The sequence below is a fragment of the Amycolatopsis sp. NPDC114504 genome, assembly GCF_055633595.1.
Genome location: NZ_JBVKDU010000006.1, coordinates 197,513 through 217,534 on the forward strand (window position 1 = coordinate 197,513; position 20,022 = coordinate 217,534).

Annotated in this window: 20 protein-coding genes; 5 read left to right on the forward strand and 15 right to left on the reverse strand. The window is 71.6% G+C overall.

Features of this window, described 5'->3' with window-relative positions; translation table 11 throughout:
* The first annotated feature begins 108 nt into the window (after positions 1-108).
* Both ACZ7PG_RS42675 and ACZ7PG_RS42680 read left to right on the forward strand, forming a co-directional pair.
* A complete protein-coding gene (locus ACZ7PG_RS42675) occupies positions 109-822 on the forward strand; it encodes an RDD family protein (RefSeq protein ID WP_470244916.1) in 714 nt (237 codons plus the stop codon).
* Between the two features lie 81 nt (positions 823-903).
* Positions 904-1,497, forward strand: a complete 594-nt coding sequence (locus tag ACZ7PG_RS42680; protein WP_470244917.1) for a hypothetical protein — start codon at positions 904-906, stop codon at positions 1,495-1,497.
* On the opposite strand, the gene ACZ7PG_RS42685 is transcribed toward ACZ7PG_RS42680, so the two are convergent.
* The 6 genes from ACZ7PG_RS42685 to ACZ7PG_RS42710 form a co-directional block, all read right to left on the reverse strand.
* On the reverse strand, positions 1,490-3,793 hold the full coding sequence (locus ACZ7PG_RS42685) for a transketolase-like TK C-terminal-containing protein (RefSeq protein ID WP_470244918.1): 2,304 nt from the start codon (positions 3,791-3,793) through the stop codon (positions 1,490-1,492). The two genes, ACZ7PG_RS42680 and ACZ7PG_RS42685, sit on opposite strands and share 8 nt — an antisense overlap.
* A 107-nt stretch (positions 3,794-3,900) precedes the next feature.
* Positions 3,901-4,386 carry an Lrp/AsnC family transcriptional regulator gene (locus ACZ7PG_RS42690; RefSeq protein ID WP_470244919.1) on the reverse strand — a complete coding sequence of 162 codons (486 nt, stop codon included), beginning with the start codon at positions 4,384-4,386 and terminating at the stop codon, positions 3,901-3,903.
* A gap of 103 nt (positions 4,387-4,489) precedes the next feature.
* Complete coding sequence (locus ACZ7PG_RS42695) at positions 4,490-5,497, reverse strand: ABC transporter substrate-binding protein (RefSeq protein WP_470244920.1); 1,008 nt, start codon at positions 5,495-5,497, stop codon at positions 4,490-4,492.
* Positions 5,487-6,305 carry an ABC transporter ATP-binding protein gene (locus tag ACZ7PG_RS42700; protein ID WP_470244921.1) on the reverse strand — a complete coding sequence of 273 codons (819 nt, stop codon included), beginning with the start codon at positions 6,303-6,305 and terminating at the stop codon, positions 5,487-5,489. The genes ACZ7PG_RS42695 and ACZ7PG_RS42700 overlap by 11 nt, the downstream gene beginning before the upstream one ends.
* A gap of 10 nt (positions 6,306-6,315) precedes the next feature.
* Entirely contained in the window at positions 6,316-7,341 is a 1,026-nt protein-coding gene (locus ACZ7PG_RS42705; RefSeq protein WP_470244922.1) for a FecCD family ABC transporter permease, read from the reverse strand.
* Positions 7,338-8,345, reverse strand: coding sequence for a FecCD family ABC transporter permease (locus ACZ7PG_RS42710; protein WP_470244923.1), 1,008 nt, complete (start codon positions 8,343-8,345; stop codon positions 7,338-7,340). Before ACZ7PG_RS42710 ends, ACZ7PG_RS42705 begins: the two co-directional genes overlap by 4 nt.
* 160 nt (positions 8,346-8,505) lie before the next feature.
* Here ACZ7PG_RS42710 and ACZ7PG_RS42715 point away from each other — a divergent pair, with 160 nt between their 5' ends.
* Positions 8,506-9,147, forward strand: coding sequence for a PadR family transcriptional regulator (locus ACZ7PG_RS42715; RefSeq protein WP_470244924.1), 642 nt, complete (start codon positions 8,506-8,508; stop codon positions 9,145-9,147).
* On the opposite strand, the gene ACZ7PG_RS42720 is transcribed toward ACZ7PG_RS42715, so the two are convergent.
* Positions 9,084-9,896 carry a class I SAM-dependent methyltransferase gene (locus tag ACZ7PG_RS42720; RefSeq protein WP_470244925.1) on the reverse strand — a complete coding sequence of 271 codons (813 nt, stop codon included), beginning with the start codon at positions 9,894-9,896 and terminating at the stop codon, positions 9,084-9,086. The two genes, ACZ7PG_RS42715 and ACZ7PG_RS42720, sit on opposite strands and share 64 nt — an antisense overlap.
* Positions 9,897-10,007: 111 nt before the next feature.
* Here ACZ7PG_RS42720 and ACZ7PG_RS42725 point away from each other — a divergent pair, with 111 nt between their 5' ends.
* Positions 10,008-10,853 (forward strand): VOC family protein, encoded by an 846-nt coding sequence (locus tag ACZ7PG_RS42725; protein WP_470244926.1) that lies wholly within the window; start codon positions 10,008-10,010, stop codon positions 10,851-10,853.
* On the opposite strand, the gene ACZ7PG_RS42730 is transcribed toward ACZ7PG_RS42725, so the two are convergent.
* The 6 genes from ACZ7PG_RS42730 to rpsB all read right to left on the reverse strand — a co-directional run bounded on the left by ACZ7PG_RS42730 (position 10,841) and on the right by rpsB (position 16,842).
* Complete coding sequence (locus tag ACZ7PG_RS42730) at positions 10,841-12,160, reverse strand: MFS transporter (protein ID WP_470244927.1); 1,320 nt, start codon at positions 12,158-12,160, stop codon at positions 10,841-10,843. The two genes, ACZ7PG_RS42725 and ACZ7PG_RS42730, sit on opposite strands and share 13 nt — an antisense overlap.
* Before the next feature lie 80 nt (positions 12,161-12,240).
* Positions 12,241-13,131 carry a phosphatidate cytidylyltransferase gene (locus ACZ7PG_RS42735; RefSeq protein ID WP_470245682.1) on the reverse strand — a complete coding sequence of 297 codons (891 nt, stop codon included), beginning with the start codon at positions 13,129-13,131 and terminating at the stop codon, positions 12,241-12,243.
* 449 nt (positions 13,132-13,580) lie between these two features.
* The gene (frr, locus tag ACZ7PG_RS42740; RefSeq protein WP_020644474.1) at positions 13,581-14,138 is read right to left on the reverse strand and encodes a ribosome recycling factor; all 558 of its coding nucleotides are present in this window, start codon (positions 14,136-14,138) and stop codon (positions 13,581-13,583) included.
* 48 nt (positions 14,139-14,186) lie between these two features.
* Positions 14,187-14,930 carry a UMP kinase gene (gene pyrH / locus ACZ7PG_RS42745; protein ID WP_003065595.1) on the reverse strand — a complete coding sequence of 248 codons (744 nt, stop codon included), beginning with the start codon at positions 14,928-14,930 and terminating at the stop codon, positions 14,187-14,189.
* Between the two features lie 118 nt (positions 14,931-15,048).
* Positions 15,049-15,864: a translation elongation factor Ts gene (tsf, locus tag ACZ7PG_RS42750; protein WP_470244928.1), complete on the reverse strand. Its 816-nt coding sequence runs from the start codon at positions 15,862-15,864 to the stop codon at positions 15,049-15,051.
* Positions 15,865-15,957: 93 nt separating this feature from the next.
* Positions 15,958-16,842 (reverse strand): 30S ribosomal protein S2, encoded by an 885-nt coding sequence (gene rpsB, locus ACZ7PG_RS42755; protein WP_470244929.1) that lies wholly within the window; start codon positions 16,840-16,842, stop codon positions 15,958-15,960.
* Positions 16,843-17,454: 612 nt separating this feature from the next.
* On the opposite strand from rpsB, the gene ACZ7PG_RS42760 reads away from it, so the two are divergent.
* Positions 17,455-17,988, forward strand: a complete 534-nt coding sequence (locus ACZ7PG_RS42760) for a M23 family metallopeptidase (RefSeq protein ID WP_470245683.1) — start codon at positions 17,455-17,457, stop codon at positions 17,986-17,988.
* Here ACZ7PG_RS42760 and ACZ7PG_RS42765 read toward each other — a convergent pair whose 3' ends face one another.
* Together ACZ7PG_RS42765 and ACZ7PG_RS42770 are read right to left on the reverse strand one after the other, a co-directional pair.
* Positions 17,989-18,837: a FliA/WhiG family RNA polymerase sigma factor gene (locus ACZ7PG_RS42765; protein WP_470244930.1), complete on the reverse strand. Its 849-nt coding sequence runs from the start codon at positions 18,835-18,837 to the stop codon at positions 17,989-17,991.
* A gap of 109 nt (positions 18,838-18,946) precedes the next feature.
* Positions 18,947-19,930 carry a tyrosine recombinase XerC gene (locus ACZ7PG_RS42770; RefSeq protein ID WP_470244931.1) on the reverse strand — a complete coding sequence of 328 codons (984 nt, stop codon included), beginning with the start codon at positions 19,928-19,930 and terminating at the stop codon, positions 18,947-18,949.
* Between the last annotated feature and the right edge of the window lie 92 nt (positions 19,931-20,022).

Consider the following 20,022-nt stretch of genomic DNA (forward strand, 5'->3'; position numbering starts at 1 on the left):
ACCCGGGGGACTGGACAGTTCCCGGACAAACGCGCGGGGCGTGCAGCACCGCCGCGGCGGTACGCGACTCCCCGGCTTGAACGCGCACCGCGGCGAAGGGAAACGATCGTGACCGGACAGCGCCCGACGACCTGGCGCCGGTGGGGCGCCCGCTGGATCGACTGGCTCGTGCCCTGGCTCATCGGCTCGCCCCTGTGGCTCCCGGCCGGCCACCTGATCCAGTCCGGCGCCGGCGAGCGGGCCGCGCTGCTGACCCGGGACGGCGCCCTCGACGCCGTGTTCGGCAAGTGGGGCGACCTCGACGACGTCGCCCTCGCGGCGCTGTCCGGGTACTGGAGCACCATCGTGCTCATCGCCGGCTGCACCTTGACGCTGCAGGTCCTCGTCGTCGCGGCGTACGAGGTCGTCTTCGTGCACTGGTTCGGCCGCACCCCCGGGAAGATGGCGTTCTCGCTGACCGTGGCCGGGACCGGCGGCGGCCGGCTCACCCTCGGCGCGGCGGCCCGGCGCACGGCCGTCGCGGTCGTCCTCCCGGGGATGGCCTGGGTCCTGCTGCTGCTCGGGCTGCTCGACGTCAGTCTCCTGTGGGCGGTTCCCGGCGTCCTGCTGCTGGCGGGCTCGGTCGCCGACTGCCTCGCCCTGCGGACCACCCGCGAAGGCCGGACCTGCTGGCACGACCGGCACGCCGGGTCGGTTGTCGTGCCGGTCACCTGGGTGGAGCAGCTCCGGCGGGTGCAGAACTCGCAAGCCGCGGCTCAGCTGCGCGACGTGGGCACCCTCGGCCGGCGGCTGCGGTCGCGGGCGGACGACACCGCGTCCTGACGCCCTGGCTAGATTGTCGATCGCCCGGTGAAACCAGCCGGGGCGGTTGTGAGTCCCAGGGTGGACGAAAGAGGTGAACCCGTGCGGAGCCGTTTCATCCTGGCCGTCGCGGTGGTGCTGGGCACCGCCGCGTGCAGCTCCACCACCGGCGGTCAGGCGCAGCCCGTGCCGACCGTGACCAAGGTCGCCGGGCCGCAGGTCGTGGTCGCGACCATGCACGTCGCCCTCCCGGTCGGGACGAAGTACACGGACAAGAGCCAGGACGGCCTGCTCGACGGCTGCGTCTCCGAAGGCGGCGCCGTCTGCCAGGCGCGGTTGCTGGACCTGCGCGAGGCCACTTCGGACCCCAACGCGCCCATCAACCTGCCCAGCGCGAAGCGGCCCTTCGGCTGGTACACCGGCACGGACGTCCCGACGTGCATCACCGCCGCCTCGCCGCCCGGGGACGCCGCCGTCGCGACCGGCAGCGACCTCCTCGACTCCGGGTTCAAGCCGATCGGCCCGAAGACGGCCGAGTACGGCGAGTGGCAGGTCACCTGCCAGGACGCGACCCAGAACAACAAGGTCCGGATGTGGTGGCTGCCGACGAGCAAGATCCTCGTGGTCGAGTACGGCGCCTCGGCCGACTGGGACACCAAGATGGACACGATGCTCGCGGCGGCGACCTTCAGCTGACGACGTCCAGCGCGGCCCGGATGATCGCGTCCGTGTCGATGCCGTGGTGGCGGTACACGTCCTCCAGCGACCCGGACTGACCGAAGCCCGTGACGCCCAGCGCGACCGACGGCACCCGGTTGATCCCGGCCAGGAACGCCAGCGTGTGCGGGTGGCCGTCGAGGACGGTGACCAGCGGCTTCGCCCGCGAAGCCGGGAACGCCTGGTCGAGGATCCACGAGTCGCCGCTGCCCCGGCCGGACCGCGCCTGCAGGGCCTCGAACAGCAGGCCCGGGCTGGTCACGCACACGACGTCGGCCTCGACGCCCACCTGGGCCAGCCGCTCGGCCGCGGCCACGGCGTCCGGCACCAGCGCGCCCATCGCCACCAAGGTCACCGACGGCGAAGCGGCCCGCCGCAGCAGGTACGCACCCGCGACGACCTGGCGGCGACGGCGTTCGCGCGCCGCCGGGTCCGTCGGCACGTCGGCCAGGGTCTGGTCGACCGGCCGCGTCGAGAGTCGGAAGTACGACGACGTGCCGCCCGGCTTGCCGAGCCGGCCGAGCGCCGCCAGCAGCGTCCACTCCGTGTCGATCGCGAACGCGGGTTCGTAGCTGACGCAGCCGGGCTGCTCGATGCCGATCGACGGCGTGGTGATCGACTGGTGCGCGCCGCCCTCCGGGGCGAGCGTGACGCCGGACGGCGTGCCGATCAGGATCGACTGCCCGCCCGCGTAGATGCCGAACGACCACGGCTCCAGCGCGCGCTCGACGAACGGGTCGTACATGACGCCGATCGGCAGCAGCGGCTCGCCCCAGCGGCTCCAGGTCGCGCCCAGCTCGCCGAGCAGCCCGACCAGGTTCGTCTCGGCGATACCCAGTTCGACGTGCTGGCCGGTCGGCTTCTCGCGCCAGTGCATGATCGTTTCGGGGTCGTCGTCGAACCAGTCGCGGCGCTCGGTCGCCGACCAGACGCCGACCTTGTTGACCCAGCCGCCGAGGTTGGTCGTCGAGCTGACGTCGGGGCTGACCGTGACGACGCGCTTCGCCGCTTCGGGCGCTTCGCGCGTCAGGTCGAGCAGGACGCGACCCAGCGCGGCCTGCGTCGTCGCGGTCCCGGACGGCGTCCGTCCGATGTCGACCGGCAGTTCCAGCGAAGGCGCCGAAGGGACGTCCGGACGGCGAAGGCGCGAAGCGACTTCAGCGCACAACGCGGCTTCGGACGACCCCGGCGCGAAGCCCTGCCACGGCGAAGCGAGGTCAGTCCCGAGAGACGTCGCCAGCTCCTCCATCTGCGCGACGGTCAGCAGCGACGAGTGGTTCTGCGGGTGCCCCTGGGTGGGGAGACCGCGGCCCTTGACCGTGTAGGCGAAGATCACCGTCGGGCGACTGTCCGAAATGGACGCGAAGACCTCGTCGAGCGAGCCGAGGTCGTGGCCGCCGAGGTTGCGGATCGCGGCCAGCAGCGTCTCGTCGTCCAGCGTCGCCACCAGGCCGGCCAGCGCGGCGTCGCCCGCGGGCAGGCGGTCGCGCACCTGGGCGGCGTCGCAGCGCAGCAGCCGCTGATACTCGGGGTTCGGCATCGCGTCGATCCGCGCGCGCAGCTCGGTGCCGCCGGGCCGGGTGAACAGCTCCTCCAGCAGCCGCCCGTACTTCAGCGTCAGGACCTGCCAGCCTGCCGCGTCGAACATGCCCTGCAGGCGTCCCGCCGCGATGTTCGGCACGACGCGGTCGAGCGACTGGCGGTTGAGGTCGACGATCCAGACGATCTCGCCGAGGTCGGCGACACCCGGGTCGAGGATCGCCTCCCAGATCGCGCCTTCGTCCAGCTCGGCGTCGCCGACGAGGGAGTACTGCCGTCCGGTGCCGGCGTTCGAGCCCCGGGTGGTCAGGTAGCGGCGGGCCAGCGCGCCCCAGATCGGGGCGGTCGCACCGATGCCGACCGAGCCGGTGGAGTAGTCGACGGGGTCGGGGTCCTTGGCGCGGCTCGGGTAGCTCTGCAGGCCGCCGAACTCCCGCAGCGTCGGCAGGTAGTCCTCGTCGAGCTCGCCGAGCAGGTAGTTGATCGCGTGGAGCACCGGCGACGCGTGCGGCTTCACCGAGACGCGGTCCTCGGGACGCAGGTGCCGGAACCACAGCGACGTCATGATCGAGACGAGCGACGCGCACGACGCCTGGTGCCCGCCGACCTTCAACCCGGACGGGTTGGGCCGCACCCGGTTCGCCTGGTGCACGATCGCGGTGGCGAGCCACAGCACCCGCTGCTCTATGGAGGCGAGCGTGCCCGTCGCCCGAGCCGTCGGGGTGGCCTGAGTCATCGTCGACACCTTTCGTGCAGGAAGCGCACACCAGGACAGCACTGGTGGACGCTTCGCACAACCGATGGCGTCAGGACTGAGCAGAATGCCCACGACGCACCGTGGCGTCAGGTCTCCGGCTGGGCAGAATGCACGCGCTCCAGCAGGGGCGTGAGCCGGTACGGGACGAGCTCGCGCATGACGAGCGAGATGTTCGTCCGCTCCACCCCCGGCGAGGCCAGGATCCGCCCGGCGATGCGGTAGAGGTCGTCGGCGTCGACGGCCACCACCTGCACCATCAGGTCGCTCGCCCCGGTCAGCCCGCACACCTCGGTGACCTCGGGGACGACCGCGAGCGCGTCGGCGATCTCGGCGAGGCGCCGCTGGTCGACCTGCGCGTTGACGAAGGCCCGCAGCGGGTAGCCCAGCCGCGCCGGGTCGATGCGGCGTTCGAACGACCCGAGGACGCCGCGCTGCTCCAGCCGCGCGAGCCGGGCCTGCACCGTGTTGCGGGAGAGGCCCAGCCGCTCGGCCAGCGCGACCGCCGTGGACCGGGGGTCCTCCCCCAGCGCCTGGAGCAGCCGCGCGTCGATCTCGTCGATGGTTTCCGGCACGCGCCGATCTTCTCAAGAACCTTATTCAGCCGTCGGCCGGCGCCAGGTCACCGCGCGCGGCCGAGCTCCGGTCCGTGGCGCCGGCCTAACCAGAATAAGGTTCTCAGCCCAGGTACTTCTTGAGGTCGTCGAGGACCTTCATCGCCCCGATCGGGCCGAGGCCGAGGAACCACACCGAGTCGTCGACCGCGATCGCGTGCTTGGCCTTGACCGCGCCCAGCCCCGCCCACAGCCCGCTGCTCGTGACGGCCTTCTCGTCCGCGCTCGGGCCGGCGCCGAGACTGGAGTAGAAGATCCAGTCGCCGTCGGCCTCGTCGATGCGCTCCTTGGAGATCTGCGCGGCGAGCTCGTCGATGTTCTGGTTCGCGGGCCGGCCGAGGCCGGTGTCCTTGAGGATGACACCGATGAACGACAGGTTGCCGTAGAGCCGGATGCCGGTGGAGTGGAAGCGCAGCAGCGAGATCTTCGGCTCGCCCTTGACCGCGGCCTTCACCTCGTTGGCCCGCTTCTGGTAGTCGTTCAGCAGCCCGATCGCCTGCGTCTCCGCGCCCAGCGAAGCGCCGATCAGCAGCAGGTTCTCCTTCCACGGGAACCCGGGGCGGATGCTGAACACCGTCGGCGCGATCTTCGACAGCTGCGGGTACAGGTCGTTCGCGCGCAGCTTGCTGCCGAGGATCAGGTCCGGGTTCAGCGCCGCGATCGCCTCGAGGTTGAGGTCGCTGATCCCGCCGATCGTCGGGATGCCCTTGGCACGGTCGGCGAGGTAGGCGGGCACGTCGTTCTGCCCGGCGTTGGTGGCCATGCCGACCGGGGTGATGCCGAGCGCGAGGACGTCGTCCAGCTCACCGCTGTCGAGCACGACGACCCGCGACGGCTTCTTGTCCAGCTTCGTCTTGCCCAGCGCGTGGGTGACGGTCCGCGGGAAGACACCCGGGCCGACGTCCGCGCCGAGCTTCGCGGTCTCGGAGTCGGCGGTGGAGAACAGCTTGCCGCCGGTGGCGACGTCCTGGTCGCCGACGCCGGAGGTGCTCTGCCTGTCCGGCTGGCCGCACGCGGCGAGGAGGGTGCCGACCGCGAGCACCGCGACCAGGCGAGTCCACTTAGGACGCATCGGGGGTTCCTTCTTCCTGAGGGGTGGCCCGCCGCCTGCCGATCGGGACGACCAGGGGCGTGGCGGAGACCGGGTCCTGGATGACCTGGCAGGGCATGCCGAAGACGTCGGCGACGAGGTCGGCGGTGAGGATGTCGGCGGGCGCGCCCTCGGCGGCGATCCGGCCGTCCTTCATCGCGATCAGGTGGTCGCCGTAGCGGGCGGCCAGGTTGAGGTCGTGCAGGACGATGACGATCGTCCGGCCGTCCTCGGCGTTCAGCTCGGCGAGCAGGTCGAGAACCTCGACCTGGTGGGCGATGTCGAGGAACGTCGTGGGCTCGTCGAGCAGCAGCAACGGCGTCCGCTGCGCCAGCGCCATGGCGATCCACACGCGCTGGCGCTGCCCGCCGGACAGCTCGTCGACGGGCCGCGCCGCCAGCTCGACCGTGTCGGTCGCGAGCATCGCCTTCGCGACGGCGTCGTCGTCTTCGTCGCTCCAGCGGCGGAACATCCCCTGGTGCGGGTAGCGGCCGCGGCCGACGAGGTCGGCGACGGTGATGCCCTCGGGCGCCGTCGGCGACTGCGGCAGCAGGCCGAGCACGGTCGCGACGTCCTTGCTGCGCAACGTCGTGATGCCCTTGCCGTCGAGGTAGACCGCGCCCGCGGTCGGCGTGAGCAGCCGCGCGAGCCCGCGCAGGAGCGTCGACTTCCCGCAGGCGTTGGTCCCGACGATCATGGTGACCTTGCCGGGTGGGATCCGCACGGACAGGTCCTTGACCACGCGCAGCGGCCCGTAGCCGAGTTCGAGGTTCTCGGTGTGCAGTGTCACGGCGTTCCTCTCACACTCGCCCGGCCCGGTTGGCGGTCGCGAGCAGCCACAGCAGGTAGGGCGCGCCCACGGCGCCGGTGACGACGCCGACCGGCAGCTGCTCGCCGAGCAGGTGCTGGGCCGCGAAGTCGCCCAGCAGCACCACGAGCGCGCCGATCAGCGCCGCGGGCAGCAGTCCCGCGCGGGCGCCGCCGACGAGCCGCGTCGCGATCGGGTTGGCCACGAAGGCGACGAACGAGATCGGGCCGGCCGCCGCCGTCGCGAACGCGGCCAGCGCCACCGCGACCACCAGCAGCGCCAGCCGGCTGCGTTCGACGCGCAGGCCGAGCCCGGCCGCGGTGTCGTCGCCCAGCTGCAGGCCGGTCAGCGTGCGGCCGAGCAGCAGCGCGGCGGGCAGGAGCACGACGAGGGCGGCGGCGAGCGGGCCGGCGTGGTCCCAGGTCCGGGCGTTGAGGTTGCCGGTGAGCCAGACCAGGGCCTGCTGCGCGAGCGTGACGTCGGCCCAGGTCATCAGGTACGAGACGACGCTGGTGAGCATCGCGCCGATCCCGACGCCGACGAGCACCAGCCGGTAGCCGTGCACACCGCCGCGGCGGGACAGCAGGTAGATCGCGGCGCCGGTGAGCAGGGCGCCGCCCAGGGCCGCGGCGGACACCACCGGGCCGGCGGCGCCGAAGAGGACGATCGCGACGACGGCCGCCGCGCTCGCGCCCTGCGTCACGCCGATGACGTCCGGGCTGGCCAGCGGGTTGCGCAGCAGGCGCTGGAAGAGCGCCCCGGCCGTCCCGAAGGCGAGGCCGACGAGCAGGCCGGTGACCGCCCGCGGCAGGCGCAGTTCCGTGACGACGTAGGCGGCCCGGCCGGTCGCGTCGCCGAAGAGCAGCCCCGGCAGCTCACCGAGGGGCACCGGGAAGTCCCCGACCGCCAGCGAAACCGCGAAGACGACCACGATCGCGAGCAGCAACAGCAGGGACACCACCCGGGCCCGGGCGGCTCCCCGGCGGCGCGCGGCGACGATCGTCTCGAGCGCGGTCACACCGTCACGACCTTGCGGCGGCGCACGAGGAACACGAACACGGGCGCGCCGACCAGTGCCGTGATGATCCCGACCTGCACCTCGGCCGGGCGCGCGACGACGCGGCCGACGACGTCGGAAACCAGCAGGAGCAGCGGGGCGATGAGCGCCGAGTACGGCAGCAGCCAGCGGTGGTCGGGCCCGGTGACCAGCCGCGCGACGTGCGGCACGGTCAGCCCGACGAACGCGATCGGCCCGGCGATCGCCGTCGCCGACCCGCACAGGACGACGACGGCCAGCGCGCACACCAGCCGCGCGGCCGTCACGTTCTGGCCGAGCGAGCGGGCGACGTCCTCGCCGAGGGCGAGCGCGTTGAGCATCCGCGCGGCGACCAGCGCGAGCACCACGCCCGCCACGACGAACGGCACGGCCTGGGCGATCGTCGCCGCGTCGCGGCCGGCCAGCGAGCCGACCTGCCAGAACCGGTACTGGTCGAACGTCGTCGCGTCGGTCAGCAGCAGCCCGCTGGTCACCGACGCCAGCGCGGCGGAGACCGCGGCCCCGGCCAGCGCGAGCTTCACCGGCGTCGCCCCGGCCCGGCCGAGCGAGCCGATGCCGTAGACGACGGTCCCGGCGGCCGCGGCACCGGCGAAGCCGAACCAGACGTAACCGCCGACGCTCGCGATGCCGAACGTGCCGATGCCGAGGACGACGAACAGGGCCGCGCCCGCGTTGACGCCGAGCAGTCCCGGGTCGGCCAGCGGGTTGCGCGTCGCGCCCTGGATGACGGCGCCGGACAGGCCCAGCGCGACACCGGCGAGCACCCCGGCGAGCGTGCGCGGGAGCCGGAGCTCGCGGACGACGAGGTGGTCGGCGTTGCCCGGGTCGAAGTGGAAGAGCGCGTCCAGCACGGTGCCCGGGCTCAGGCCGCGGGTGCCGACGGCGACGCTGAGCAGCACGGCGGCGACGACGGCCGCGGCGAGGACCAGCAGCCCCGCCGTCAGCGGGAGCGATCGGGTGCGCACTGGTCGTTACCTTTGCTAACAGGTGTTTAGGCTTGCCTAATCTAAGGCTCAGCACTTGAAGGCTCAAGCTCCGTGAGCGGCATCACCGGGACGAGGTTGCCATCCGACCGTTTCCGATATATCGTGAAGCAGTCGCAACAGTTCGAGAAAGGAACATGACATGCGTAGGCAACGACACCCATTCAGTTCGGAACACCCCTTCGCCCAGGAACGTGGGCGCGCGCCCTTCGGTGGCTTCGGCGACTTCCCCCCGGGCTTCGGCCCTGGTGGACGCGGTCGCGGCGGCCGAGGCCACGGACCGGGCCGGCGAGGTCACGGCGGACGGCGCAGCCGCCGCGGTGACGTCCGCGCCGCGATCCTGGCGCTGCTCGCCGAGCAGCCCCGGCACGGCTACGAGATCATCCGCGAGATCGGCGAGCGCTCCGGCGGCTTCTGGCGGCCCAGCCCCGGCTCGGTCTACCCGACGCTGCAGCTGCTGGCCGACGAAGGCCTGGTCATCAGCAAGGACGAGCACGGCAAGAAGCTCTTCGAGCTGACCGACGCCGGCCGCACCGCCGCGGAAGAGCAGGACAGCACCCCGCCGTGGGAGCAGATCGCGCAGGACGTCGACCCGTCCGAGGTCGGGCTGGCCAAGGCGGGCAAGAACCTGGCGGCCGCCGTCGTGCAGATCATGCGCGCGGGCACCGAGAGCCAGCAGGCCCGCGCGGCCGAGGTCCTCAACGACGCCCGGCGCTCGCTCTACGGCATCCTCGGTGAGGACGAGGACGAGTCCTCGGCTTCGACCGAAGAAGCAGCCGAGTGACCTGGCAGGACGAGGCCGGTGGGCTTGACCCGCGCGTGGACGCGGTAGCCCACCGGCAGCGTCAGGTCGTGCGCGCGATTCCCATTACGCTGCACCGACTCCGCGATCGCCTGTTCGGCGACGCGCTTGCTGAACTCGATCTTCAGCACCGCTTCGAGGTCCCCCGCCGTTTCGAACCGCCACTCGGTGGTGACCCGGCGGCAGCCGAAGCCGGCCCGGGCGAAGAACCGTTCGACGGCGCCCGGGTCGTAGTGCGGTAGGTCGGCTCGCATCCAGGAGCCGTAGGGCTCACTGGTCACGTCGAGGTCGACGATCAGCAGCACCCCGCCCGGCCGCAGCACCCGCTCGGCCTCCGCCAGCCCCGGCTCGCAACCGGGCCCGAAGAAGTACGCCGTGCGCGCGTGGACGACGTCGACGCTCGCGCTGCGGACCGGCAGCCGCTGGGCCCGGCCCATGCGGACGTCCACGTTCAACAGACCCTCGACCCGCTTCAACGCGCTTCGCACGAGCGGCTCGTGCGGCTCCACCCCGAGCACCGAACGCGCGTCGCGGGCGAAGCGCGGCAGGTGGAACCCGTCCCCGCAACCGACGTCCAGCACGTCCCGACCGGCCCAGTCGCCCTCTTCACGCAGCACGCGCCAGATCTCGCCGCCGCTGTCCTGCGCCCGGTTCTCCAGCTCGTAATCGGCCTGGTAGTACCAGATGTTCGGACTCGGCACGACCTCCGCGCGCCGGGACGACCACCGCACCGCTGCTCCTTCCGGGGTCTACTTCGCCGCCAGTGATCTTCACGCGCCGAATTCTTGGCGGAAACCACACGGATCACGCCTAGAATTCGGTGGGTCTCGGGAGGAGCACCCATGGCGATCGACCCGTCCATCACGTCGTCCCCGGTCCCGGCCGGACTTCCGTGCTGGATCGAGCTGGCCTGCCGCGAGCAGGCCGTGGCGGAGAGATTCTACGGTGCTCTCTTCGGCTGGACGTACACCACTCAGCGCGACCCGGCGACGTCCGACGGCCGGTACGCCATGGCGACGCTCAACACCGTCCCGGTCGGCGGCCTCTACCGCGCCGCCCAGGGCGCGCCGCTGGGCTGGATGCCGCACCTGTCCGTGCCGCACACCGCGAGCGCGGCCGAATGGGTCGAGCACCTCGGCGGGCGGCTGACGCTCGGCCCGATGCCGATCCCGCAGCGCGGCACGATCCTGCACGCCTACGACGCGTGCGGCGCGCCGGTGGTGTTCTGGGAGGTGCCGCCGGACTGGGAGTTCGTCACCGGGATCCCCAACACTTTCAGCGGCGCGGACCTCAACACCCACGACGGCGTCGCGGCGGATCACTTCTACACCAAGCTCTTCACCTACGGGAGCCACCAGATCGGCGACGGCGAGTCGCTGGACTACGTCGAATGGCTCATCGAGCACGAACCCGTGCTGTACCGGTACGTGATGGGCTCGGAGTACAGCCTCGACACCCCGCCGCACTGGCTCGTCTACTTCGACATCGACCCGGCGCGCGGCGTCGACGCCGTCGCCGGCGAAGCGCTGATGAACGGCGGCACCGTCGTGATCCAGCCCTACGACACGCCGTTCGGCCGGATGTCGATCCTCGCCGACCCGGAAGGCGCCGTCTTCGCGGTGATCGACCACTCGCGCGTCTCCGAGGACTGGGGCCGCGCCGAGGTCGACGACCCCTACGACGACTGACGTTCGGCCAGCGCGAGTCCCGCGACGAGCGCGTACCCGCCCGCCACCAGCCACATCCCGGTGGCGGGCAGCAGCGCGCCGACGAGCGCGACCCCGATCGCTCCCCCGGTCTGGCGCGACGCGTTGAGCACGCCGGCGGCCAGCCCCGCCTTGCCCGGCAAGGAGTTCATCGCCAGCGACGTCATCGCGGGCATGGCCAGCGAGCAGCACCCGAACACGACCGAGACGACGACGAACGGCACCAGCGCCCGGTCGTGGGGCAGCAGTGCGAAGCCCACCGAACCGGCGAGACCCGCCACCGCGCCCGCGACCATCGGGACGCGCGGGCCGGACCGCCCGGTCAGCCGGCCGCTGACGAACGCGTTGAGCCCGACCACCACCGTCAGCGGTACCAGGGCGAGCCCGGCGGCGAGCGCGCCGAGCGACCACACGCGCTGCAGGTACAGCGCGAGGCAGAAGAGCGTGCCGTAGAGGCAGAAGTTGAACAGGCCGCCGATCCCGGTCGCCACCGCGAAGTTCCGGATCTTCAGGATCCCGAGCGGGAGCACGGGTTCCGCGACGCGCTTTTCGACCGCCACGAACACCGCGCCGGCCACCACTCCCCCGGCGAGCAGCGCGAGGGTCCCGGGCGCGAGCCAGCCGGCGTGCCCGGACGCGATGAACCCGGCGACGAGCCCCGCGAGCGACGCCGTGCCGGTCAGCTGGCCGGCCAGGTCGAGGCGGGTCGTCTCGTGCCGGGGCGGTTCCGCGACCGCGCGCCGCGTCAGGACGATCGCGACGACGCCGACCGGGACGTTGACCGCGAAGACGAGCCGCCAGTCGGCGAGCCCGACCGCGAGCCCGCCGAGCATCGGCCCGGCGGCGAGCCCGACCCCGCTCATGCCACCCCACACACCGAGGGCGCGCGCCCGCTCCCGCGCGTCCGGGAACTGGTGGACGATCAGCGCGAGGGACGACGGCAGCAGCGCGGCGGCACCGGCGCCTTGGACAGCCCGCGCGGCGATCAGCCAGGTCGTGTCACCGGCGAGAGCACAGGCCACGGACGCGAGGACGAAGACGGCGACGCCCACCTCGAAGACGCGTCGCGAGCCCCACCGGTCGCCGGCGGCGCCCCAGGTGAGCAGGAACGCGGCGAGCGTGACGGTGTAGGCGTCGACGACCCACTGCAGCGCGGCCGTCGACGGTTCGCCGAAGTCGGCGCCGATCGCGGGCAGGGCGAGGTTCACGATGGTCGCGTCGAGCGTGATCATCACGAAGCCCAGGCAGACGGCGGCGAGCGCGAGCCGGGCGCGGGTTTCGGTGAGCATGTCCCGAGTCAAACCCACCGAAGCTTCGGCCGTCCACGAACCATCGCCTACGACTGGTAGGCGGAAGCTCCCACCGCAGCTCAGCCGAGGGGCACGAACGCCGAAAGCAGCAGCCAGGACACCACGGCCGAGGGCAGCAGCGAGTCGAGGCGGTCCATGATCCCGCCGTGGCCGGGCAGCAGCGTGCCCATGTCCTTGACGCCGAGGTCGCGCTTGATCAGCGACTCGACGAGGTCGCCCAGCGTCGCGGTCAGCACGATCGCGACGCCGAAGATCACGCCCTGCCAGACGTGGCCGTCCAGCAGCAGGCTGAGGGTCAGCGCCCCGGCCACGACGCCACCGACGACCGAACCCGCGAAGCCTTCCCAGGTCTTCTTCGGGCTGATGGTGGGCGCCATCGGGTGCTTGCCGCCGAGCACACCGGCGATGTAGCCACCGGTGTCCGAAGCGACGACGCCGATCAGGAAGGTGAGAACGCGCCCGACACCGTCCGACGGCGGCACGAGCATCGCCGCGAAGGCACCGAAGAGCGGCAGGTAGGCGGCGGCGAACACCGACGCGCTGATGTCGCGCAGGTAGCCCTTGGCACCGCCGGGCAGCCGCCAGAGAAGGCAGGCGAGCACGGTGAGGACGAACGCGGTGAGCGCGCCTTCCCGGCCGAACGGCCAGGCCAGCCAGATCATCGCCTGCCCGCCGACGAGCACCGGGATCATCGCGACCCGGGTGTCGGCGACCCGGCGCAGCACCCCGGCGAACTCGAAGGTGCCGACCGCGATCGCGACGGCGATGATCCCGATGAAGAGGAAGCGCACGGTGAGCAGGGAGACGATGATCGCGGCCCCGAGCAGGAGCCCCACGCCGATGGCCGCGGGCAGGTTCCGGCCTGCCTTGGAGCCCTTCTTGGCCCCAGGTGCCGGAGTCGCCGCCTCAGCCGGTGCTTCGGCCGCCGCGGCGGCTCCGGCGGCCGACAAGCGATCCGCTTCGCCGGTACCCGGGACCTCGGAGTCGCCGAAGCCGGGAGACTCCGGCGCGCCCGGCGTCTCCGCCGCGATGCCGGATACCGAGCCGGATCCCGAGGTCACCGGCACACCCGGCGTCTCCGCCGCGATGCCCGATCCCGAGCCGGATCCCGAGGTCACCGGCACACCCGGCGTCTCCGCCGCGATGCCCGATCCCGAGCCGGATCCCGAGGTCACCGGCGCGCCCGGCGTCTCCGCCGCGATGCCCGATCCCGAAGTCGCCCGCGCCGCCGGCGTGCCGGATCCCGAGGTCGGCGTCGTCTCCGCGGCAACCCCGTTCTGCGGGGTCCCCGGCGCGGCCGGGATGCCGGCGTCGGCCGGCCCCGGCGTCCCGGGAGCGGCCGCCGGTTCTTCTCCGGTGGCTCCCACCCGGTCCTCGCGTTCCTCGCTCACCTGTGCCATCAGACCTCGAGCAGCTCGGCTTCCTTGTGCTTGACCAGCTCGTCGACCTTGTGCGAGTAGGTGTCGGTGAGGTTCTGCAGTTCCTTCTCCGCGCGCACGACCTCGTCCTCGCCCGCTTCGCCGTCCTTGCCGATGCGGTCGAGCTCTTCCTTGGCCTTGCGGCGGATGCTGCGGATGGTCACCCGAGCGTCCTCGCCCTTGCTCTTGGCGACCTTCACCATCTCCTTGCGCCGCTCCTCGGTGAGCTGCGGGATGACGATCCGGATCACGTTTCCGTCGTTGCTCGGGTTGACCCCGAGGTCGGACTCGCGGATCGCCTTCTCGATGGCGACCAGCTGCGTCTGGTCGTAGGGCTTGATCAGCGCCATCCGCGCCTCGGGCACGTTGACGCTGGCCAGCTGGTTCAGCGGGGTCGGCGCGCCGTAGTACTCGACCACGATGCGCGAGAACATCGACGGGGTGGCCCGGCCGGTGCGCACCGACGTCAGGTCATCCTTCGCGACGGACACCGCTTTTTCCATCTTCTCCTCGGCGTCGAGGAGGGTCTCGTCGATCACGGCTACTCCCGTTGTTGTGATGGGTGGCGCTTGCTGATCCCAGCAGGTCTAGGCCGGCACCCCGTCGGCGGGGGTGCTGACCAACGTGCCGATTCTTTCACCACTGACCGCGCGGGCGATGTTCCCCTCGGTGAGCAGGTTGAACACGATGATCGGCATGTTGTTGTCCATGCAGAGGCTGAACGCCGTCGCGTCGGCGACCTTGAGGTCCCGCTCCAGCACCTCGCGGTGGGTGATCTCGCGGAACATCTCGGCGGTCGGGTCGGCCTTCGGGTCCGCGGTGTAGACGCCGTCGACGGCCTTGGCCATCAGCACGGCTTCGCAACCCAGCTCGAGCGCCCGCTGCGCCGCCGCGGTGTCGGTGGAGAAGTACGGCATGCCGACCCCGGCGCCGAAGATCACGACGCGCCCCTTCTCCAGGTGCCGCTCGGCGCGGCGCGGGATGTAGGGCTCGGCGACCTGGCCCATCGTGATGGCGGTCTGCACGCGGGTGGGCAGACCCTCCTTCTCGAGGAAGTCCTGCAGCGCCAAGCAGTTCATCACGGTGCCGAGCATCGCCATGTAGTCGGCGCGGTCGCGGTCCATGCCACGCTGCGAGAGCTCGGCGCCGCGGAAGTAGTTGCCGCCGCCGATCACGACCGCGACCTGGACGCCGGTGCGGGCGACGTCGGCGATCTGCTGCGCGACGGAGTGGACGACATCCGGATCGACACCGATCGAACCGCCGCCGAACATTTCGCCGCCCAGCTTCAGCAGCACCCGCCGGTAGCCACCTTCGACCCGGTCACCCATCTATGTCGCCTCCTAGGCCGATCGACCATCGACAATTCTTCTTCTGGACCCGACAGTGCCCCGTCCCCGATGGACGGAGACGGGGCACTGGGGGTGAAACCTATACCCGGACCTGGCCTCAGGCCTGGCCGACCTCGAAGCGTGCGAACTTCGTGATCGTCACGCCCGCCGCGTCGAGCAGGGCCTTGACGGTCTTCTTGTTGTCCTTGACCGACGGCTGCTCGAGCAGCACGTTGTCCTTGTAGTACGCGTTGACCTTGCCCTCGATGATCTTCGTGAGGGCCTGCTCCGGCTTGCCCTCTTCACGAGCGGTCTTCTCCGCGATGGAGCGCTCGTTCTCGACGATCTCGGCGGGCACCTCGTCGCGGGTCAGGTACTTCGCGCGCAGCGCGGCGACCTGCATGGCGGCGGCGCGGGCGGCCTCGGTGTCGTCACCGGTGAACTCGATGAGCACGCCGACGGCCGGCGGCAGGTCCGAGCCGCGGCGGTGCAGGTAGTTCGTGGTCTGGCCCTCGAACGACACGACGCGGCGCAGCTCGAGCTTCTCGCCGATGCGGGCGGACAGCTCCTGCACGACCTCGTTGACCGTCTTGCCGTCCAGCTCGGCGCCCTTGAGGGCCTCGACGTCGCTGGTCTTGAGGGTCTTCGCGACCTCGACGACCTTCGCGGCGAGCGCCTGGAACTCGGCGTTCTTCGCGACGAAGTCGGTCTCGGAGTCGAGCTCGATCAGGACGCCGCCGTCGCCGGCGACGAGGCCCTCGGCGGTGGCGCGCTCGGCGCGCTTGCCGACGTCCTTGGCGCCCTTGATCCGCAGGAACTCGACGGCCTTGTCGAAGTCGCCTTCGTTCTCTTCCAGCGCCTTCTTGCAGTCCATGAACCCGGAGCCGGTCAGCTCGCGCAGGCGCTTAACGTCAGCGGCGGTGTAGTTCGCCATTCTGCTAAATCCGTCCTTTTCAGGTACGTGAAATCCGTGGGGGTGCTACGTCCGTGCGGCCGGCGCGAGGCCGGCCGCACGGACGGCGGTACATCAGGAGGAGGCGGTCGCCTGCTCGGCGGGGGCCTCGGCCGGCGTCTCGACCGGGGCGTCGACGGCCGCGGCGGCCTCGGTCGCGTCGGCGGCGGCGGTCTCGGAGCCGGCGAGCAGCTCCTTCTCCCACTCGGCCAGCGGCTCGTCGGTGGCGACACCCGGCTCCGGCTTGGTGTCGGCCGAAGCGCCGTTGCGGCTGGAGCGCTGCATCAGACCGGCGGCCGCGGCCTCGGCGACGACCTTGGTCAGCAGCGCGGCCGACCGGATGGCGTCGTCGTTGCCCGGGATCGGGTAGTCGACCTCGTCCGGGTCGCAGTTGGTGTCCAGGATCGCGACGACCGGGATGTTCAGCTTGCGAGCCTCGCCGACGGCGATGTGCTCCTTCTTGGTGTCGACGATCCACACGATGCTCGGCACCTTGGCCATGTCGCGGATACCGCCGAGGGTCTTCTCGAGCTTGTCCTTCTCGCGGGTCAGCGTCAGGATCTCGCGCTTGGTGAGACCCTCGAAGCCGCCGGTCTGCTCACGCGACTCGAGCTCCTTCAGGCGGAGGAGACGCTTGTGCACCGTCTGGAAGTTGGTCAGCATGCCGCCGAGCCAGCGCTGGTTCACGTAGGGCATGCCCACGCGCGAGGCTTCGGCCGCGATGGCTTCCTGAGCCTGCTTCTTGGTGCCGACGAACATGATCGTGCCACCGTGCGCGACGGTTTCCTTGATGAACTCGAACGCGCGGTCGATGTAGGTCAGCGTCTGCTGCAGGTCGATGATGTAGATGCCATTGCGCTCGGTGAAGATGTAGCGCTTCATCTTCGGGTTCCACCGACGGGTCTGGTGCCCGAAGTGCACGCCGCTGTCGAGCAGCTGCTTCATGGTGACGACGGCCATTGCCGGAATCAACCTCTTCTGTGTCGTGCGCGCTCGCGGTGGTTCGCCGCTCACGCGCTACTCGGTTTTGTCGCTCGCGGCCGGGTGGCCGCTCGCCCTGGTGCCCGTGGCGGTGTCCGGACCCAGGAGTGAGGAACCCCGGGGACCGCCGGACACCGTGCGTCTCGCCCGGCTGGTGGTGCGAAAAAGCCGGGGGAACGCGCACGTGCACGCGAAGTCAGCCCACTCACGTGGACCGCGGAAAAGATTCTACCCCCTGCCACCAGCCCCTCCCCCACCGGCGGCCGCGGACGAGCGCAGTTGTCCACATCGGGTCCGGTTATCCACAGATTCGCCTTCGGCTCCCCGCGCGGGAGTTCGGTGCCGCAGGCTGGAGTCATGGAGTCGATCAAGGATTTCCGACGGCGGGTGACGGGTGGCCTTTGGGCTGCGTTCGCCCTGGTCACGGTGGCTTTAGCAGCGACGTTCGGCACGCTGGCTTCGGCACGGGAGGCGGCTGCGCTGACGACCGGATCGGGCACGGCGGCCGGTGCCCGACCGGCGATGGCGGCGTCGCCGCGGCTGGGGATACCTGCTGCCCGGGCGGCCGACCTTGCGCACCCACAGGCATCGCTGCCACCTCCGCCGCTGCTGCCATCTCCGCTGCAGCCATCGCCGCCGCCTCCGGGACCGGCGGAGCAGGACGGGGCCGGGCCAGCGGCGTCAGTCGACCGGGTGAAGCAGGCACGATTGTCCTGGCCGTTGTCACCCGTTCCGGTGGTCACCAAGTACTTCGACGCCCCGGAAACGCCCTACGGCGCCGGCCATCGCGGTGTCGACCTGGCCGCCGTGCCCGGTCAGGAGGTGCTGGCCGCCGACGCCGGTGTCGTCGTCTTCGCCGGGCTCGTCGCCGGGCGGCCCGTGATCTCCGTCGACCACGATGGCGGTCTGCGGACCACCTACGAGCCCGTCGAGCCGAAGGTCGCCGTCGGGGACCAGGTCTACCGGGGGCAGGTGCTCGGGTCCGTCCTCGCCGGGCACCCCGGCTGCGCGATCGCCGCCTGCCTGCACTGGGGCGTCCGGCGGGGTGACGAGTACGTCGATCCGCTCGCCCTGATCGGAGAGGTGGGCGAGTTCCGGCTCAAGCCGTGGGGAGGGGGTCCGTGATCAGGAGCCGGTCTGCTCGACCAGCTTGGCGCGCAGCCGCATGACCGCCCGCGTGTGCAGCTGGCTCACCCGCGACTCGGTCACGCCGAGGACCTTGCCGATCTCGGCGAGGGTCAGGCTCTCGAAGTAGTAGAGGCTGACCACGATCTTGTCGCGCTCGTTGAGCTGCCCGATGGCCTGGGCGAGCTGGCGGCGGTTGTCCTGGTCGACGAGCACCGCGACCGGGTCGACCGCGTCGTCGTCGGGAATCGTGTCGACCAGCGAGCCGCTGTCCTTGCCCGCGGCCACCAGGTCCTCCAGCGCGACGACGCTGGTGAGCTGCAGCTGACCGTAGAAGTCACGCAGGTCGTCGAGGCCGATGCCGAGCTCGGCGGCGAGCTCCGCGTCGGTCGGGGTGCGGTTCAGGCGGGCGCCGAGCCGCTCCATCGCGCGCTCGGCCTCCTTGGCCTTGCTGCGGACGGCGCGCGGCACCCAGTCCTGCGAACGGAGGTCGTCGAGGATCGCGCCGCGGATGCGCTGCATCGCGTACGTCTCGAAGCGCAGGCCGCGCTCGGGGTCGAACTTCTCGATCGCGTCGACGAGCCCGAAGATGCCGGACTGCACGAGGTCACCGACGTCGACGTGGGTGGGCAGGCCGGTGCCGACCCGGCCCGCGACGTACTTGACCAGCGGGGCGTAGTGCAGCACGAGCCGATCGCGCGACGCCTGGTCGGGGCTGTCGGCGAACTGCCGCCACAGCGCCGCAATCCCGGCGTCGACGTCGTAGCCGGCCCGTGACTCCGCGGGCACGCCGGAGTCACCGTGAGTGGTCACTCCGGCGGCTTCGGTCACGTGCGGTCCTGCGGTCATTGCACAGTCGTTCTCGGCATGCGGCTCAGTGTCGTCTCCGTGCTCGTGCGTATGCGCGTGCGCCGCCGGGCCCGCTGCTGACGACCCCGGCGAGACTCCCCGGGCCGCCTCAGGCCCTGGGGTGCGCTCGGTCATGGATCGCTTTCAACCGGTCGACGGTCACATGAGTGTAGAGCTGCGTCGTGGCAAGCGTAGCGTGACCAAGCAGTTCCTGAACGCTCCTGAGATCGGCACCGCCCTCCAGCAGATGCGTCGCCGCCGAATGTCGCAGGCCATGGGGCCCCATGTCGGTCGCTCCGGGCACTGCCGTGACGGCGTCGTGCACCACGCGCCGCACCGCGCGCGGGTCGACGCGTTTCCCCCGGACACCGAGGAAAAGCGCGGGCTCGACGCCGTCACCGGCGGTTTCCGCGACGATCTTCGGCCGCCCCCCGGTGATCCAGTCGTCGAGCGCTTCCGCCGCCGGGACGCCGAACGGCACGACGCGTTCCTTGCCACCCTTGCCGAGCACCGTCACGACACGACGGGAGAAATCGGCTTCGCCGACGTCCAACCCGCACAACTCGGACACGCGGATGCCGGTGGCGTAGAGCAGCTCGACGATCGCGCGATCACGCAGTGCGACAGGATCGCGCTGGGCTGCGCCGGCCGCCGACGCCCGCATGACCTCCCCCGCCTGCCCGGCGCGCAGCACCCCGGGCAGGGTGCGGTGCGCCCGCGGGGCGGCGAGCCGCCCGCCCGGGTCGGTCGCGAGGACGCCGGTGCGGTGAGCCCAGGCCGTGAACGTCCGTGCCGAGGCCGCCCGCCGGGCGAGCGTCGTCCGGCTCGCCCCGCCGGACTGCTGGGCGGCGAGCCACGCCCGCAGCCGGGCGAGGTCCAGCTCCGCGAGCCCGCCACCGCCGTCCACGACGAACACCAGCAGCGACACCGCATCGCCGACGTACGCCCGGACGGTGTGCGCGGACAGGCCCCGTTCCAGCCCGAGGTGCCGTTCGTAGCCGGTGACGACGGCCTGGACCGGTCCGGGCAGCGCGGCCCGGAGCGCGCGCAGGTCCGGCCGGCGGCCCCGGCCGGAGCGTGATGGCGACGGCATGGATGTCACGCTGCGCGAACAACCGCCCTCGGTCAAGGATCGCCACGCGGGCCCACCGGACCGGCCGAACACTTTCGACGATTTCGCCGGGA